Here is a 17,608-nt window from a genome sequence, read left to right on the forward strand (position 1 = left end):
GCATGATCCTTCCCGCGCTGTTCTTCTATCTCTTCGCCGGCGTTTGCGTCGCTTCGGCGGTGATGGTGATTGTCTCGCGCAATCCCGTGCACTCCGTGCTGTACCTGATCCTGGCCTTCGTCAACGCCTCCGGCCTGTTCGTGCTGATGGGCGCCGAATTCCTCGCGATGATCCTGATCGTCGTCTATGTCGGCGCCGTCGCGGTGCTGTTCCTGTTCGTGATCATGATGCTCGACGTCGACTTCCTCGAGCTGCGCGAGGGCTTCATCGAGTACCTGCCGGTGGGCCTCGTGATCGGCGGCATCTTCCTGTTCGAGCTGCTGCTCACCGTCGGCTTCTGGGTCATCAACCCCGGCGTCTCCAAGACGATCACGGCGGCGATCCCGACCAATGTCAGCAACACCGAGGCGCTCGGGCTCGTGCTCTATACGAAGTACATCCACTACTTCCAGCTCGCGGGCATGGTGCTGCTGGTCGCCATGATCGGCGCCATCGTGCTGACGCTGCGCCACAAGGCGAACGTGAAGCGGCAGGACATCAACGTTCAGAATGCACGCACGCCCGAGATGGCGATGGCGATGCGCAAGGTGGCGTCGGGGCAGGGGCTCCAGGACAGCGACGCGGCGGAGTGGGTGAAATGACGATCGGGCTCGGACATTATCTGGCGGTCGGCGCGATCCTGTTCACGCTCGGGATCCTCGGCATCTTCCTGAACCGCAAGAACATCATCGTCATCCTGATGTCGATCGAGCTGATCCTGCTCTCGGTCAACATCAACCTCGTGGCATTCTCGACCTTCCTCGGCGACATCGTCGGCCAGGTCTTCGCATTGCTGGTGCTGACGGTTGCGGCTGCGGAAGCCGCGATCGGTCTCGCCATCCTGGTGGTCTATTTCCGCAACCGCGGCTCGATCGCGGTTGAGGACGTCAATCTGATGAAGGGCTGAGCTCAGTCATGGTTCAGGCAATTGTCTTTCTGCCTCTGCTGGGCGCCATTCTGGCCGGGCTTATCGCGCTGTTCGGCGCCCATGCCCGCAACCCCTCGGGTGACGAGGTCGAGCATCACGGCGATCATGGCCACGGCGACGCCCACGCGGCGGTCGCCCATGATGATCATGGCCACGACGATCACGCGCATGACGACCATGGCCCGGTCGAGCCGCCGGCCGCGGGCTCGCGCGGCGCCGAGCTGATCACGACCGCGCTGCTGTTCGTCTCGGCAGCGCTGTCCTGGATGACGCTGGTCGATGTCGGCTTCATGCACCACGACATGCGGATTCCGCTGTTGCCCTGGATCATGTCGGGCGACCTCCAGGTTTACTGGACGCTGCGGGTCGACACGCTCACCGCCGTGATGCTGGTGGTGGTGACGACCGTGTCCTCGCTCGTGCACCTCTATTCCATCGGCTACATGGACGAGGATCCGTACCGGCCGCGCTTCTTCGGCTATCTCTCGCTGTTCACCTTCGCCATGCTGATGCTGGTGACGGCCGACAACCTCGTGCAGCTGTTCTTCGGCTGGGAAGGCGTCGGTCTGGCGAGCTACCTGCTGATCGGCTTCTGGTACCAGAAGCCGTCGGCGAACGCGGCGGCGATCAAGGCCTTCGTGGTCAACCGCGTCGGCGATTTCGGCTTCGCGCTCGGCATCTTCGCGATCTTCATGCTGACCGCCTCGACCGATTTCGAGACCATCTTCCACCAGGCGCCGAGCCTGACCGGCAAGACCATCGACTTCCTCGGCTGGCATGCCGATGCGCTGACCCTGACCTGCCTGCTGCTGTTCATGGGCGCGATGGGCAAGTCGGCGCAGTTCCTGCTGCACACCTGGCTGCCGGACGCGATGGAAGGCCCGACCCCGGTCTCCGCGCTGATCCACGCCGCGACCATGGTCACCGCCGGCGTGTTCATGGTGGCGCGGCTGTCGCCGCTGTTCGAGCTCGCCCCGAACGCGCAGGCCGTCGTGATGTTCTTCGGCGCCACCACGGCGTTCTTCGCCGCGACCATCGGCCTCGTCCAGAACGACATCAAGCGCATCGTCGCGTACTCGACCTGTTCGCAGCTCGGCTACATGTTCGTGGCGATGGGAGCAGGGGCCTATTCGGTCGGCATGTTCCACCTGTTCACGCACGCCTTCTTCAAGGCGCTGCTGTTCTTGGGTTCCGGCTCGGTGATCTACGCGATGCACCACGAGCAGGACATCCGCAACATGGGCGGCCTCTGGCGCAAGATCCCCTACACCTATGCGGTGATGGTGATCGGCACGCTGGCGCTCACGGGCTTCCCGCTCACGGCGGGCTATTTCTCCAAGGACGCCATCATCGAGTCCGCCTACGCCTCGCATAATCCGTTCGCGATGTACGGCTTCCTGATGACGGTCGTCGCCGCCGGCCTGACCTCGTTCTACTCCTGGCGCCTGATCTTCAAGACCTTCCACGGCGAGCCCCATGACGAGCATCACTACGAGGCCGCGCATGAGGCTCCGCTCTGGATACTGATCCCGATCGGCGTTCTCGCGGTCGGCTCGATCGTCGCGGGCTTCCCGTTCAAGGAGCTGTTCGCCGGTCACGGCGTCGAGGAGTTCTTCCGCGAGTCCGTGAAGATGAACCCGCACATCATCGAGGAGATGCACCACATCCCCGAGACCATCGCCATCCTGCCGACGGTGATGATGGTGCTGGGCTTCCTGGTGTCGTACCTGTTCTACATCCGCCGGCCGTATCTGCCGGTCGAGCTCGCGAACACGCAGCCGATGCTGTACCAGTTCCTGCTCAACAAATGGTACTTCGACGAGCTCTACGATCTCATCTTCGTCCGCCCGGCGAAGTGGATCGGCTATCAGCTCTGGAAGAAGGGTGATGGCTTCATCATCGACGGCCTCGGCCCCGACGGTATCTCGGCCCGTGTGCTGGACGTCACCCGCAACGTGGTGAAGATCCAGACCGGCTATCTCTATCACTACGCGTTCGCCATGCTGATCGGCGCCGCCGGCCTGATCACCTGGTTCATGTTCGGCTTTGGAGGCCAGTAAATGACAACCTGGCCAATCCTTTCGGTCACGACGTTCCTGCCGCTGGTTGGCGCGCTGATCGTCTATCTCAGCCGAGGCGATGACGAGGCGGCCCGGCGCAATGCGCGCTGGATCGCGCTGTGGACCACGCTGATCACCTTCGCGGTGTCGGTGATCCTGGTGATGCGCTTCGATCCGTCGAGCGCCGACTTCCAGTTCGTCGAGAAGGCGAACTGGCTCGCCACCGGCATCACCTACCACATGGGCGTCGACGGCATCTCGCTGCCGCTGGTGATCCTGACCACCGCCATCATGCCGTTCTGCATCATCGCGAGCTGGAAGGCGATCACCAACCGCGTCCGCGAATACATGATGGCGTTCCTGATCCTGGAAACGCTGATGATCGGCACCTTCTCGGCGCTCGATCTCGTGCTGTTCTACCTGTTCTTCGAGGGCGGCCTGATCCCGATGTTCCTGATCATCGGCGTCTGGGGCGGTCCGCGCCGGGTCTACGCGTCGTTCAAGTTCTTCCTCTACACGCTGCTCGGCTCGGTGCTGATGCTGCTCGCCATCATGGCGCTGTACTGGAATGGCGGCACCACCGACATCCCGACCCTGATGCACACCGCCGTGCCGCGCTCCCTGCAGACCTGGGCGTGGCTCGCCTTCTTCGCCTCGTTCGCGGTGAAGATGCCGATGTGGCCGGTGCACACCTGGCTCCCCGACGCCCACGTCGAGGCGCCGACCGCGGGCTCGGTGGTTCTGGCTGCGATCCTGCTGAAGATGGGCGGCTACGGCTTCCTGCGCTTCTCGCTGCCGATGTTCCCCCTGGCCTCGCACGACTTCGCGCCGCTGATCTTCACGCTCTCGGCCATCGCCATCATCTACACCTCGCTGGTCGCCCTGATGCAGGAGGACATGAAGAAGCTGATTGCGTACTCGTCAGTGGCGCATATGGGCTTCGTCACCATGGGCATCTTCGCCGGCACCATGCAGGGCGTCGCCGGCGGCATGTTCCAGATGATCTCGCACGGCATCGTCTCCGGCGCGCTGTTCCTCTGCGTCGGCATCGTCTACGACCGCATGCACACCCGCGAGATCGCGGCCTATGGCGGCCTCGTCAACCGGATGCCGCTCTACGCGCTGACCTTCATGATCTTCACCATGGCCAATGTCGGTCTGCCCGGCACCTCCGGCTTCGTCGGCGAGTTCATGACGCTGCTCGGCACCTTCAAGGTCTCGATCCCGACCGCGTTCTTCGCGACCTTCGGCGTGATCCTGTCGGCCTGCTACGCGCTGTGGCTGTACCGCAAGGTCGTGTTCGGGGCGCTGGTCAAGCCGTCGCTGGCGAGCATGAAGGATCTCACTTTCCGCGAGTGCGTGACGCTGTTCCCGCTGATCGCGCTGACGATCCTGTTCGGCGTCTATCCGAAGCCGGTGCTCGACATGTCGGCCGTCTCGGTCCAGCAACTCGTCAATAATTACAACACCGCTGTGACGGCCGTGAAGGCCGCCGCACTGCTCCAGTGATCGGGCAGGTCAGGATATCGCCATGAGCTTTGAGACTGCAGGTTATCAACTGGCGCCGGTGCTGCCCGAGATTGTGCTCGCGGTCGGCGCCATGGCACTCTTGATGCTGGGGGCCTATCGCGGGCAGGAGACCACCAAGACCGTCACGACGCTTTCGGTCCTGCTGCTGGTCGTGGTCGGCGTGCTCGTCTACGCACAGCCTGCGGGCAAGCACGTCACCTTCGGCGGCAGCTTCATCGTCGACGATTTTGCCCGCTTCATGAAGATCCTGGCCCTGATCGGCTCGGCGGTGACGCTGGTGCTGTCGACCGAGTTCCTGTCGGACCCGTCGCGCCGGATCTTCGAATACGCCATCCTGGTGCTGCTCTCGACGCTCGGCATGATGGTGCTGATCTCGGCCGGCGACTTGATCTCGCTCTATCTCGGCCTCGAGCTGATGTCGCTCGCGCTCTATGTCGTGGCGGCCTCGAACCGCGACAACGCCAAGTCGACCGAAGCCGGCCTGAAGTACTTCGTGCTCGGCGCGCTGTCCTCGGGCATGCTGCTCTACGGTTCCTCGCTGGTCTACGGCTTCACCGGCACGGTCAGCTTCACCGGCATCGCGGCGGCCGCGACGGTCTCGAATATCGGCCTGGTGTTCGGCCTGGTCTTCCTGCTCGCCGGCCTCTGCTTCAAGGTCTCGGCCGTGCCGTTCCACATGTGGACGCCTGACGTCTACGAGGGCGCCCCGACCCCCGTGACTGCCTTCTTCGCCTCGGCGCCGAAGGTGGCCGCGCTCGCGGTCTTCACCCGCGTCACGCTGACCGCATTCCCCGGCATCGTCTCGCAGTGGCAGCAGATCCTGGTGTTCGTGGCGATCGCCTCGATGGCGCTCGGCTCTTTCGCCGCGATCGGCCAGACCAACATCAAGCGCCTGATGGCCTATTCCTCGATCGGCCACATGGGCTTTGCCCTGGTCGGCCTCGCCTCCGGCACGGTCGAGGGCGCGCAGGGCGTCTTGATGTACATCGTGATCTATGTGGCGATGACGCTCGGCTCGTTCTCGGTCATTCTGGCGATGAAGCGCAACGGCCAGGCCGTCGAGAAGATCAGCGATTTCGCCGGTCTGTCGCGGACCAATCCGCTGCTCGCCTTCATGTTCGCGATGCTGCTGTTTTCGCTCGCCGGAATCCCGCCGCTCGCCGGCTTCTTCGCCAAATGGTACGTCTTCGTCGCCGCCATCAAGGCGAACCTGTTCACGCTCGCCGTCATCGGCGTGTTGACCAGCGTCGTGGGCGCCTACTACTACCTGACCATCGTCAAGACGATGTACTTCGACGAGCCGGCCGGTCAGGTCGATCCGGTGCGCGTCGAGGTGAAGACTGTGCTGGCTGTCTTTGGCCTGTTCAACATCCTCTTCGCGCTGTTCGCGGGCCCGGTGGTGAGCGTCGCCTCCGCCGCGGCAAAGTCGCTGTTTTAGGATGGGGTTCGCGCTCGGTCCTCGCGCACTCTCGGCGGGCTACAAGCTCGCGGCTTTCGAACGGACCGGCTCGACCAACACCGACGCCATCGAGCACGCGCGGGCCGGCGAACGCGGCCCGATGTGGTTCGTCACCTCCGACCAGACCGCCGGTCGTGGCCGGCGCCAGCGCGCCTGGATCGCGCCAAAGGGCAATCTCGCCGCGAGCGTCCTCGAGGTGCTGGATATTGCGCCTGCAGTTGCCGCCACCATCGGGTTTGCGGCGGGGCTTGCGGAAGAGGCGGCGCTGGAGAAGGTCAGCCTCGAGGCCGCGCTCCGGCTTGGTCCTGAGCGACCCAGATACGCCCTGAAATGGCCGAATGACGTCCTCGCGGGCGGCAAGAAGCTGGTCGGCATTGGCCTCGAAGCCGAGGCCGTCGGCGATCGTCTCGCCGTCGTCGTCGGCATCGGCACCAACGTCGTGGCGGCGCCGGAGAGGACGCCGACGCCGGCCGTGTCGCTGGCCGCACTCGGCGTCCAGATCAGCGCGGAAGAGCTGTTCTCGGCGCTGTCCGACGCCTGGGTCGAGTTCCTCGGCATCTGGGACAATGGCCGCGGCTTTGCGGAGATCCGCAAACTCTGGCTAGAGCGCGCCTGCGGCCTCGGCGAACGGGTCGCGATCAACACGGGAACGATGACGCTGGAAGGCATTTTCGACACCATCGACGACACCGGCTGCCTGATCGTCCGCACCGTTGACGGCCGACGCCTCCCGGTGGCGGCCGGCGAGGTGTTCTTCGGCTCGGCCGCCTCCGTGGGAGCTGCGTGATGGCGAAGCCTGACGAACTGGTATTTGCGCCGCTCGGCGGCGTCGGCGAGATCGGCATGAACTTGTCGATCTACGGCCTCGGCAACCGTCAGCAGCGCGCCTGGCTGGCGGTCGATCTCGGCGTCTCCTTCGGCGACGAGGAGCATCTGCCGGGCATCGACCTGATCATGCCCGACATCAGCTTCCTGGAGAAGGAACGCAAGAATCTGATGGGCCTCGTGCTCACCCATGCCCATGAGGACCATTTCGGCGCCATCATCGACCTCTGGCCGAAGCTGAAATGCCCGATCTATGCCACGCAGTTCAGCGCGGCGCTGTTCGAGGCCAAATGCGCCGCCGAGCGCAATGCGCCGAAAATCCCGGTGACGGTGGTGCCGTCGGGCGGCCGCGTCGATATCGGCCCGTTCAACGTCGAGTTCATTCCCGTCGCGCATTCGATTCCCGAGGCGCACGCGCTGGCGATCCACACTGACGTCGGCACGGTGCTGCACACCGGCGACTGGAAGATCGACCCGACCCCGACGCTCGGGAGCCCGACCGACGAGAAGCGGTTGCGCGAACTGGGCGAGGAGGGCGTGCTCGCCCTGATCGGTGATTCCACCAACGCCGTGCGTGACGGCCGCTCGCCCTCGGAAGCCGAGGTCGCGCGAACCATCATCGATCTGGTCAAGGCCGCCAAGGGCCGCGTCGCGGTGACGACCTTCGCCTCCAACGTCGCGCGCATCAAGGCCGTCGCCGCCGCGGCCAGGGCTGCCGATCGCGAGGTCGTCGTGGTCGGCCGCGCCATGGAGCGCGTGGTGCAGGTCGCGCGCGAGACCGGCTATCTCGACGGCGTGCAGAACTTCCGCTCGCCCGAGGTCTACGGCCATCTTCCGCAGGACAAGGTGCTGGCGCTGTGCACCGGCAGCCAGGGCGAGCCGCGCGCGGCACTGGCGCGCATCGCCAATGACGACCATCCCGAGATCACGCTCAACCGCGGCGACAGCGTGATCTTCTCCTCCCGCACCATCCCGGGCAACGAGAAGGCCGTCGGCTCCATCATCAACAATCTGGTGCTGCAGGGCGTCGAGGTCCTCACCGACCGCGACCATCTGGTCCACGTCTCCGGCCATCCCCGCCGCGACGAATTGCGCGACATGATCGCCTGGACCAAGCCGCAGCTCCTGATCCCCGTCCATGGCGAGGCGCTGCACCTGAACGAGCATGCCAAGCTCGCGCGCGCCGCCGGCGTGCCGCGCGTCCTGGTCGTTCGCAACGGCGACCTGATCAAGCTCGGCCCGGGTGATCCCGGCATCATCGGCGAGGTGCCCTCCGGCCGGATCTACAAGGACGGCACGATCTTGGAGGACTCCAAGTCCCGCGCCGTGGTCGAGCGCCGCCGCATGGCTTTCTCCGGCTGCGCCTTCGTCGCGGTCGCGATGACGGAGCAGGGCGAGCTTGCCGACGATCCCGAGGTCGATCTCGTCGGCATTCCCGAGAAGAACCGGGACGGCGAGCCCTTCGACGACCTCGTCTTCGACGCCGTGGTCTCCACCATCGAGGGCCTGCCAAAGGCGCGCCGCCGCGATGCGGATGCCCTGGCTGAGTCGGTGCGACGCGCTGTCCGGGCCGTCATCAACGAACATTGGGGCAAAAAGCCCCCCTGTCTGGTACACGTCCTGACGGTGTAGTTGAGCATGGTCTTCGGATCATGCGCTGAGGGAGAAGAAACATGCTGGGTCGCCTCAACCACGTCGCGATCGCGACCAAGGACGCCGTCAAGTCCGCGAAGATCTATGGCGCGGCGTTCGGGGCGCAGATCTCGGAGGCGGTCGCGCTGCCCGAGCATGGCGTCACCACCGTGTTCGCGACGCTGCCCAATACCAAGATCGAGTTCATCGAGCCGCTCGGCGAGGCCTCGCCGATCGCGAAGTTCCTCGAGCGCAATGCCGACGGCGGCATCCACCATATCTGCTACGAGGTCGTCGACATCATCGCCTCGCGTGACACGCTGGTGAAGGAGGGCGCGCGGGTGCTCGGCGACGGCGTGCCGAAGATCGGCGCCCACGGCAAGCCGGTGCTGTTCCTGCACCCGAAGGATTTTTCCGGGGCGCTGGTCGAAATCGAGCAGGCGTAGGGCGCCGGATCATGGCCATCCAGATATCGACCGCGCTTGCGATCTACTTCGTCATCTGGTGGATCGCGCTGTTTCTGACGCTGCCGTTCGGCGTGCGCAGCCAGCACGAGGACGGCGTCGGCGCGCCTGGCACCGACCCCGGCGCACCGGTTCTGACGCGGATGAGAGGCAAGCTGATCTGGACCACGATCATCTCGGCGATCATCTACGGGATCGGCATCGCGGCCTATCATGCCGGCTATCTTTCGATCGAGCGCTTGTCCAGATTGATGGGAATGCCGTTCTAGACGTTTTTGCCGGCAATATTGTTTTGGGGGAAACGAATGACTTTTCAGCGGATCGTCATCGCGCTTCTGGTGCTGATCGTCGCCGGCCTTGGCGCCATCGGCTATTTCGAATGGAAGATGGCCGTGCAGGTCCGAACGCTGAAGGCGTTCGTCGAGGGCTCTGTCTTCAACGAAGCCGTGATGGCCTGCGAGCAGGCCAAGAGCTCGACGCCGTTCAAGTGGAACGGGGGCAAGAGCACCTCGGTGATCGGCCTGAACTCGGTCAAGCTGGACAAATACACCGTCAGCGCCAGCTACACGCTGGTGGCGGACAGCGTCTATTGTGATTACGATCCCATCAAAAGAAAGGCCGAGATCGGCTCGAGCTTCCTGGAGCGGGAGTAACGATCCGGCCATGCCAAGAGCATGATCCGGAAAAGTGCGAAGCGGTTTTCCGATAAGATCGTGCTCAAATATCATGGGGTGGGATCGTCATGGCCGACGCGGGGGACTACCGGATTCTGCATGAGGCGGCCTTGCGGGACCATCTCGCGGGTATTTCCGACCTGAAGGCACTACTCGGTGGCGAGCCGGCCGCCTGGGGCATCACCGAGGTCGGCGACGGCAATCTCAATCTCGTCTTCATCGTCAAGGGCGCGCGCGGCGGCGTCGCCGTGAAGCAGGCGCTGCCCTACGTCCGCCTCGTCGGCGAGAGCTGGCCGCTGCCGCTGTCGCGGGCCCATTACGAATATCTCGCCTTGTCGAAGCAGGCCCAGCTCGCGCCCGGTCTCGTGCCGGCGCTGCTGCACCACAACGAGACGCTGGCGCTGACGGTAATGGAGCTGCTTGAGCCCCACATCATCATGCGCAAGGGGATGGTCGCCGCAACGCAATATCCCGGTTTCGTGGACGACATCACCACCTTCATGGCGCGCACCCTGTTCTTCACCTCCGACCTCGCGCTGTCGGCGGCCGAGAAGAAGCAGGGCATCGCCGCCTTTGCCGGCAACCACGCGCTCTGCAAGATCACCGAGGACCTGATCTTCACCGATCCCTACCGCATTGCCGAGCAGAACCGGTGGACTGCGCCTTATCTCGACCGCCTGGCCGCAGGGCTGCGCGATGACATGGAGCTGCATGTCGCGATCTCCCGGCTGAAGCTGAAGTTCATGGCAAGTCCCGAGGCGCTGCTCCACGGCGATCTCCACACCGGCTCGATCATGGTGACGGAGAGCCAAACGCGGGTGATCGACCCCGAATTCGCGTTCTACGGCCCGATGGGATTCGACGTCGGCGCCGTGCTTGCGAACCTCCTGATGGCCTATTTCGCCTCCGCCGGCCACGAGCGCACGCCGGGTGAGCGGCAGGCGTTCGAAAGCTGGGTACTGGAGACGGTCGAGCAGGTCTGGAACGAGTTCGCCCGCAAGTTCCTCGATCTCTGGCGCGCTGGCGCCACCGGCGATGCCTATCCGGCATCGCTCTTTGCCGGCGAGAAGGGCGCTGCATGCCTGGAAGCCGAGCGGCAGGCTTACATGCAGCGGCTATTCACTGACACCGTCGGCTTCGCTGCCGCCAAAACCCTCCGCCGTATCTTCGGCCTGGCCCACAACATCGACTTCGAGCTGATCGAGGACCCGCGGAGGCGGGCGATCAGCGAGGCGCGCGCGGTGCGGCTGGCGAGGGCGATGATGGTGGAGGCGGGGGCATTTCCGAACATCTCGGACGTCACCGGCGCAGCGCGAAAACTGCGGGACTGGATGCCTGAGTTTGCGAACGGCTAGGGGGCGATGCGCATCAATAAAGCCGCATCGGCAGCAGGACGCCGTCCGTGCCGGCCAGCAGGCCCCAGGTCTCGTTGGCCGCGACCTCGAACTCCCGGCTCTGGACCGTGCCGCCCTCGACCTTGAGGGTGACCTTGTACTTGCCGGGCGGCAGATCGATCTTTTGGCCGTCAGGTATTTCGGCTGCGGCAGAGTCGGAGTGCGCCAGTTTCTCGCCGGCGTGCGCCGCCAGCTTGATGGTCTGGTCGGCGACGGTGATGACCGCCACCTCGTCCGACTTGTTGCCGAGCATCAGCTTTGCCTGCCTCGGCCTCGGCAGGAGGCCGGCATTCGCGATACCCGGCTTGCGCAGCGAAAGTTCGGCGATTGTCCTGTCGTCCTGACGGGAAAGCCGGACCAGGACCGGTCCACGGGCCGTCGTGAAGGTGATCACGGCCCGGTCCGGTTCGACCACCGTCTCGATCCAGCCACGCTTGCCGAGCTCGGCGCGATAGAAGCCGAGCACCGCCGTGAGATCGCGCGGGGTCTCGGCGTAGACTGACGCGATGAACGGCGAATTCTTCGCCGTAGCGATGCTCCAGCTCTCGGGCAGTGGCAGGCCGGTGCCCTGGGAAACCCTGGCTTCGAAACCCGTACGTGCGCCCCGTGCGACCGCTCCGACAGGGATGCTGAGCAGTCGTTCGACGAAATTATCCGGAGTGTCATGGCCCCGGACCGCCCACCACGTTTCGTCAAGATAGTCGTTCACGCCGGTGGTGCGGCTCCAGCTGAACCGGATGCTGTCCGCCTCGCTGTACCGGCCGAGGCTGGCCGCGACCGGGCTTGCCAGCACCGCCGTGGCGGCGACCAGTCCGCCCGCGAGCAAGATACCTAGCGTTCGGCGATTCATTTTTTCCGCGATCCCTGGGGCTCAGATAATGATCCTGAACTTGGTCGCGTTGATCGCGAAAAATGTTCACTGCTCTTGGTCGCTCATGATGCACCGCAATCGGCGGCTTGCACCGCTTGGGACGCAACCTGGCCTCCGAGGGTCTCGCGAGCGCCGCGTTCCGGAACCCGTCGCCATCAAAACGAAGCTTGCGTTCGACGGGTTACGAATGATCAAATCCCTAATCGGAATACCTGCGTTGTTGGGGGACACATGATGTTCAGGATGATCGCGATCGTCGCTGGTTTGGGGCTGGCGCTCGCCACCTCGGCGGAGGCCCAGGCGCCGCGCAAGGGCGGAACCATCCGCATGACGGCGCCCTACGGTTCGAGTTTCACGAGCCTCGATATTCACACCACGCAGCGCGCCCAGGACGAGATCTACGCCAAGGCGCTGCACCGGTCGCTCTACATCTGGAATTCCGCGGAGGGCAAGCCGGTTCTGGAGCTCGCCAAGGAGGACGTGGTCTCGGGCGGCGGTCTCGTTCACACCTTCAAGCTGCGCGACGACGCCTATTTCCACAACGGCCGCAAGATGACGGCCGACGACGTCATCTGGTCCTACAACCGCATCATGGACGGCACCAAGGCCTATCCCGGCGCGCGCTTTGTCCGCATGATCGAGGGCGCGGCCGCGGTCGAGAAGGGCCAGGCCAAGGAGATCTCCGGCCTGAAGAAGATCGACGACTTCACCCTCGAAATGAAGCTGACCGAGAAAGTCGATCCGGGATTCTACTTCTTCACCGCGCTGACCTCGATCTATCCCGCCGACGAGGCCGCCAAGGAGAGCTTCATCCAGAAGCCGATCGGTCTCGGGCCGTTCAAATTCGTCGAGCACGTGCCGGGATCGCGTATCGTTCTGGAGCGGTGGGACCGGTTCTACAAGCCCGGCAAGCCCTACGCCGACAAGGTCATCGTGTCGATCATGGGTGAGGCCGCGGCGCGCGATGTCGCCTTCCGCAACAAGGAGATCGACACCTCGGTGCTCGGGCCCGCCCAGTATGTCGCCTATCAGTCAGACGCCGACCTCAAAGGCACCATCGTCGAGGTCGCCGAGGTCTTCACGCGCTATATGGGTATGAATCCCTCGTTCAAGCCGTTCACGGACAAGCGCGTCCGGCAGGCGATCAATTACGCGATCGATACCGACCTGATCATCAACAAGCTGGTCAAGGGCAAAGCCTATCGCGCCACCAGCTGGCTGCCGTTGACATCTCCAGCCTACGACAAGGCGATGAAGCCGTACCCCTACGATCCCGCCAAGGCCAAGCAGCTGCTCGCGGAGGCCGGCTATCCCCAGGGCTTCGAATTCGAATGGACCACCAGCCAGAATGAAAGCTGGGGCCTGCCCATCGTCTCGGCCGTGATCCCGATGCTGGACAAGGTCGGCATCAAGGCGAAGGTCAAGCAGGTCGAGACCGCGGTGCTGGCCGAGGTGGTGCGCAGCGGCGACTATCAGGCCTTCATCTATTCCCAGGCGACCGGCCCGGATCCCCAGGCCGCGCTCAAATGCTTCCACTCCTCGACGCCGCAGCCGGCCTGCAACTACATGAACTACAAGAATGCCGATTTCGACAAGCTGATCGATGCGGCAGGGCAGGCCGACGATCCCGCAAAGCGCACCGAGCTGCTGCAAAAGGCCAATGCGCTGCTCTATGAGGAAGCGCCGGTCTGGTTCTTCAACTACAACAAGGCGGTCATGGCGGTGCAGCCGTGGCTCAAGGGCGTTCAGCTCAATGCGACGGAGCTGACCCACCAGAACGTCGAAGACCTCTGGGTCGACGAGACCTCGCCCGCGAAGTGACACGCGCTCTCGCGCTCCCTCCATCGCGACGAGCGGTGGGGGGAGAGAGGAAAAGCCTGGATGCTCTCGTTCCTGCTCCGCCGTCTTCTGCAAACCATTCCGACCGTGCTCGCTGTCGTGCTGCTGGTCTTCGTGCTGTTCAGCGTCGTTCCCGGCAGCATTGTCTCGAGCATGAGCGACGACAGCGATCCCCAGGTCGAGCTGCGCATGAAGAAGCAGCTCGGCCTCGACGATCCCCTGTATTGGCGTTTCGGCGCCTACATCGCCAAGCTCGCGACCGGTGACTTCGGCACCTCGTTCCGGACCCGCGAGCCTGTCACGACCATGATCGCCAAACGGGCCTGGCCGACGCTGCAGCTCATCTTCACGGCCATGACGTTTGCGATTTTGATCGGGGTTCCCCTTGGTTTCATCGCGGCGCTGAAACCCGGGGGAATCGTCGATACGCTCGCCATGGTGCTGGCGGTGTCGGGCCTTTCCATTGCCAAATTCTGGCTCGGATTGGTGCTGATGTATCTGTTTGCATTGAAGCTCGGCTGGCTGCCGAGCTTCGGCTATGGCGATGGAGGGCTGAAATATCTGCTTCTCCCAGCCGTGACGCTCGGCGTCTCGCCGATGGCGCTATTTGCCCGCACGACGCGCGCCGCGGTCCTCGAGATCATGACCGCTGATTTCGTCCGCACCGCGCGCTCGAAGGGCATGAGCGAGACGCGTGTCGTGAAGTGGCATGTGATGCGCAACGCGCTCGTCATCATTCTCACCACCGTCGGCCTTCAGTTCGGCGGGTTGATGGGGCAGGCGGTCGTGGTCGAGAAATTGTTCTCCTGGCCGGGCATCGGTTCGCTGCTGGTCGACAGTGTGCTCCAGCGTGACATTCCCGCCGTCCAGGGCTCCATTCTCGTGGTGGTGCTGGCCTTTCTCGCGATCAATCTGCTGATCGACGTGCTCTACGGCGTGATCGATCCCAGGATCAGATACGCATGAAGCTCCGCGCCAATCTCATCATCGGCGGCGCGCTGTTCGCGCTCGCGATCCTGGTCGGCCTGCTCGCGCCCTGGCTGGCGCACACCGATCCCGTCCTGGACGCCAACCTCATGAACGCGGAGGAGCCTCCGAGCTGGACCTGGTGGTTCGGCACCGACGACCAGGGCCGCGACATCTATTCCCGCGTCGTCTACGGCGCGCGCGTCTCGCTGACCGTCGGTATCGTCTCGCAGCTCATCAACAGCGTCATCGGCGTCGCGCTGGGCTTGAGCGCGGGCTATTGGGGCGGCTGGTGGGACGATGTCGTCAACGGCCTGACCAACCTGATGCTCGCGATCCCCTCGCTGATCTTCGCGCTCGCCATCATGGCAGTGCTTGGCCCCGGCCTCACGAGCCTGCTGATCGCGCTCGGCCTGACCAACTGGTCCTTTACCTGCCGGATCGCACGGGCTTCGGCGCTGTCGCTGAGGAGCCAGGGCTATGTGCAGGCGGCGACCGTGCTCGGCTACGGCGATCTGCGGATCATGGTCACGCAGCTCTTGCCGAACATGTTAGGGCCGATCGTCGTCATCGGCACGCTCGGCATGGGCAGCGCGGTGCTGTCCGAAGCCGCCTTGTCGTTCCTCGGCCTCGGCGTCCGCCCGCCGTTTCCAAGCTGGGGCAGCATGTTGTCGGATGCGCGCGAGCAGATCACGACGGCGCCGTGGCTCTCGGTCTTTCCGGGCCTTGCCATCTTCCTGACGGTGCTCGGCCTGAACCTGCTCGGCGACGGCCTGCGCGACATTCTCGATCCCCAGTCGCGGAGCCGGCGGACATGACCGGCGCGCCGCTGATCGAAGTCGAGGATCTGCGCATCGATCTCGACGATGGATCGAGGCGCGTTGCGGCGGCCGAGGGCATTTCATTTCGCATTGATCGCGGCGAGACGTTCGGCCTCGTCGGCGAATCCGGCTGCGGCAAGAGCATCACGGCGCTCGCCTTGATCGGCCTGTTGCGGCAGCCGTTGTCCATCGGCGGCGGCGTCATCCGGTTTGAGGGACGGGAGATCCAGCACCTTTCCGCGGCCAGGCAGCGGGAGCTGCGCGGCAATCGCATCGCCATGATCTTCCAGGAGCCGATGACGGCGCTGAACCCGGTCTCGCCGGTGGGGCGGCAGATCGCCGAGATGTTCGTGCTGCACAAGGGCAAGAGCTGGCGGGAAGCCAACCAGCTCGCGGTCGAGGCGCTGGCGAGCGTCCGCGTCCCCGCACCGGAGCGGCGCGTCAACGATTACCCGCACCAGCTGTCCGGTGGCATGCGCCAACGTGTCATGATCGCCATCGCCCTCGCATGCGGTCCGGACCTCCTGATCGCCGACGAGCCGACCACCGCGCTCGACGTGACCGTGCAGGCCGAAATCATCGAGCTGATGCGCAATCTGTGCGCCGAGAGGGGGACAGCGATCCTGATGATCAGCCACGATCTCGGCCTCGTCGCCAATGTCTGCCGCCGTGTCGCCGTCATGTATGCCGGCCGCATCGTCGAGGAGCGCGGCTCTGCCGATATTTTCCGGGCGCCTTCGCATCCCTATACGCAGGGCCTGGTCGCCTCGCTGCCGCGGCTGGGCAGTCGGGCCGCGCTTGGCCGCACCAGGCTCAAGGAGATCGCGGGCGTGGTTCCAGCCATCACGAATTTCCCGGATGGCTGCCGGTTCAATCCGCGCTGTACGCAGGCCACCGAGATCTGCCGCACGGTTGCGCCGCAAACGGATTTGCTGGAGGCCGGCGGTTTCGTCCGGTGTTACCACCATGCATGAGCCGCAAGCCATGCAAGGGGAAGCGAGGCCGGACGACGATCTCATTCTCAGCGTCGAGGATATCGCGGTTCATTTTCCGATGGGGGGCGGCTGGCTCGGCCGCGGCCGGCGGGTGCTCCGTGCCGTCGACGGTGTCGATCTCAGGCTGAGACGAGGCGAATGCCTCGGCCTCGTCGGCGAGTCCGGCTCGGGCAAGTCGACGGTCGCATTGTCGATCCTGGGTCTGTTGACGCCGACGCGCGGCCGCATCGTGCTGGACGGGCAGGTGGTGACGAACAGGCAATCCGGCGACCGAAAGTCGCTGGCCCGCACCGTGCAGATCGTCTTTCAGGATCCCTACGCCTCGCTCAATCCGCGCCAGACCGTCCGCCGCACGCTGGAAGATCCCCTGCGTGTGCATGGCGTGACCGCAAAAAGTGAGATCGAGGACCGTGTTGCGACGATGCTGCGGCACGTCGGCCTGCGGCCGGAACAGGCCGACCGCTATCCGCATGAATTCTCCGGCGGCCAGCGCCAGCGCATCGGGATTGCGCGCGCCCTGATCCTCAATCCCAGGATCGTCATCTGCGACGAGCCCGTGTCGGCGCTCGACGTCTCGATCCGCGCCCAGATCATCAACCTGCTGCTGGAATTGAAGGACACGCTCGGTCTTTCCTACATCATGATCAGCCACGACCTCGGCGTCGTCGAGCACATGAGCGACCGCGTCGCCGTCATGTATCTTGGCCGCATCGTCGAGAACGGCCACTGGCGCGAAATCTTCGAGCGGCCGGCGCACCCCTATACGCAAGCCCTGATCGCGGCCATCCCCGATCCGCTGCGTCATGCGCCGCTAGCAACGACAGGGGGCGACCTTCCCAACCCGCTCAATCCGCCGAACGGATGCGCCTTCAGCCCGCGTTGCCGGTACGCGGAGGCCGTGTGTCGCCACGAGCCCGGTCCGGTGCTGGAAACGCGCGCCGATGGACATGAGGTGAGGTGCTGGCGGGCTGACGAGATTGCGGGGCAGGCGGCATTGGCCTCGACCGGAGGCGGGCATCCCTAGGGATGGAAGACGCGTCCGTCGAGGTCAAAAGCGTCGCTCCAGTGGGCCGCTAGTCACGTCCGGTCTGTCCTGACAGGCGGACGATTT

17 protein-coding genes are annotated in these 17,608 nt (G+C 64.6%); 16 read left to right on the forward strand and 1 reads right to left on the reverse strand.

The window, feature by feature from the left end:
• Positions 1-2: 2 nt before the first annotated feature.
• The 11 genes from AB7G19_RS19600 to mtnK all read left to right on the forward strand — a co-directional run bounded on the left by AB7G19_RS19600 (position 3) and on the right by mtnK (position 10,966).
• Entirely contained in the window at positions 3-641 is a 639-nt protein-coding gene (locus AB7G19_RS19600) for an NADH-quinone oxidoreductase subunit J (protein ID WP_028149057.1), read from the forward strand.
• Positions 638-946, forward strand: coding sequence for an NADH-quinone oxidoreductase subunit NuoK (gene nuoK, locus AB7G19_RS19605; RefSeq protein ID WP_008547737.1), 309 nt, complete (start codon positions 638-640; stop codon positions 944-946). The genes AB7G19_RS19600 and nuoK overlap by 4 nt, the downstream gene beginning before the upstream one ends.
• Before the next feature lie 8 nt (positions 947-954).
• Positions 955-3,027: an NADH-quinone oxidoreductase subunit L gene (nuoL, locus tag AB7G19_RS19610; protein WP_283016692.1), complete on the forward strand. Its 2,073-nt coding sequence runs from the start codon at positions 955-957 to the stop codon at positions 3,025-3,027.
• Positions 3,028-4,536, forward strand: coding sequence for an NADH-quinone oxidoreductase subunit M (locus AB7G19_RS19615; RefSeq protein ID WP_071913375.1), 1,509 nt, complete (start codon positions 3,028-3,030; stop codon positions 4,534-4,536).
• Between the two features lie 22 nt (positions 4,537-4,558).
• Entirely contained in the window at positions 4,559-5,995 is a 1,437-nt protein-coding gene (gene nuoN, locus AB7G19_RS19620; protein ID WP_283016691.1) for an NADH-quinone oxidoreductase subunit NuoN, read from the forward strand.
• A 1-nt stretch (position 5,996) separates the two neighbouring features.
• Complete coding sequence (locus AB7G19_RS19625; RefSeq protein WP_283016690.1) at positions 5,997-6,803, forward strand: biotin--[acetyl-CoA-carboxylase] ligase; 807 nt, start codon at positions 5,997-5,999, stop codon at positions 6,801-6,803.
• Positions 6,803-8,473 (forward strand): ribonuclease J, encoded by a 1,671-nt coding sequence (locus AB7G19_RS19630; RefSeq protein WP_135216789.1) that lies wholly within the window; start codon positions 6,803-6,805, stop codon positions 8,471-8,473. Before AB7G19_RS19625 ends, AB7G19_RS19630 begins: the two co-directional genes overlap by 1 nt.
• Before the next feature lie 41 nt (positions 8,474-8,514).
• On the forward strand, positions 8,515-8,919 hold the full coding sequence (gene mce, locus AB7G19_RS19635) for a methylmalonyl-CoA epimerase (protein WP_028149063.1): 405 nt from the start codon (positions 8,515-8,517) through the stop codon (positions 8,917-8,919).
• An 11-nt stretch (positions 8,920-8,930) separates the two neighbouring features.
• Positions 8,931-9,206 (forward strand): DUF1467 family protein, encoded by a 276-nt coding sequence (locus AB7G19_RS19640; RefSeq protein ID WP_063982987.1) that lies wholly within the window; start codon positions 8,931-8,933, stop codon positions 9,204-9,206.
• Positions 9,207-9,242: 36 nt separating this feature from the next.
• Positions 9,243-9,590, forward strand: a complete 348-nt coding sequence (locus AB7G19_RS19645; protein WP_014494873.1) for a hypothetical protein — start codon at positions 9,243-9,245, stop codon at positions 9,588-9,590.
• 89 nt (positions 9,591-9,679) lie between these two features.
• Complete coding sequence (gene mtnK, locus AB7G19_RS19650) at positions 9,680-10,966, forward strand: S-methyl-5-thioribose kinase (protein ID WP_354112914.1); 1,287 nt, start codon at positions 9,680-9,682, stop codon at positions 10,964-10,966.
• A gap of 13 nt (positions 10,967-10,979) precedes the next feature.
• On the opposite strand, the gene AB7G19_RS19655 is transcribed toward mtnK, so the two are convergent.
• On the reverse strand, positions 10,980-11,855 hold the full coding sequence (locus tag AB7G19_RS19655) for a hypothetical protein (protein ID WP_283016688.1): 876 nt from the start codon (positions 11,853-11,855) through the stop codon (positions 10,980-10,982).
• A gap of 252 nt (positions 11,856-12,107) precedes the next feature.
• Between AB7G19_RS19655 and AB7G19_RS19660 the strand changes: the two genes are divergently transcribed.
• From AB7G19_RS19660 to AB7G19_RS19680, 5 genes are read left to right on the forward strand one after another with little or no spacing between them, the layout of a single operon-like run.
• Positions 12,108-13,697, forward strand: coding sequence for an ABC transporter substrate-binding protein (locus AB7G19_RS19660; protein ID WP_094184000.1), 1,590 nt, complete (start codon positions 12,108-12,110; stop codon positions 13,695-13,697).
• A 60-nt stretch (positions 13,698-13,757) separates the two neighbouring features.
• Complete coding sequence (locus AB7G19_RS19665; RefSeq protein WP_063982990.1) at positions 13,758-14,681, forward strand: ABC transporter permease; 924 nt, start codon at positions 13,758-13,760, stop codon at positions 14,679-14,681.
• A complete protein-coding gene (locus AB7G19_RS19670) occupies positions 14,678-15,499 on the forward strand; it encodes an ABC transporter permease (RefSeq protein WP_283016687.1) in 822 nt (273 codons plus the stop codon). Before AB7G19_RS19665 ends, AB7G19_RS19670 begins: the two co-directional genes overlap by 4 nt.
• Complete coding sequence (locus tag AB7G19_RS19675) at positions 15,496-16,476, forward strand: ABC transporter ATP-binding protein (protein ID WP_208087124.1); 981 nt, start codon at positions 15,496-15,498, stop codon at positions 16,474-16,476. Before AB7G19_RS19670 ends, AB7G19_RS19675 begins: the two co-directional genes overlap by 4 nt.
• Complete coding sequence (locus AB7G19_RS19680; RefSeq protein WP_283016686.1) at positions 16,469-17,521, forward strand: ABC transporter ATP-binding protein; 1,053 nt, start codon at positions 16,469-16,471, stop codon at positions 17,519-17,521. The genes AB7G19_RS19675 and AB7G19_RS19680 overlap by 8 nt, the downstream gene beginning before the upstream one ends.
• Positions 17,522-17,608: the final 87 nt, after the last annotated feature.

It is taken from the genome of Bradyrhizobium sp. 215_C5_N1_1 (assembly GCF_052075935.1).
Classification (GTDB): Bacteria; Pseudomonadota; Alphaproteobacteria; order Rhizobiales; family Xanthobacteraceae; genus Bradyrhizobium; species Bradyrhizobium barranii.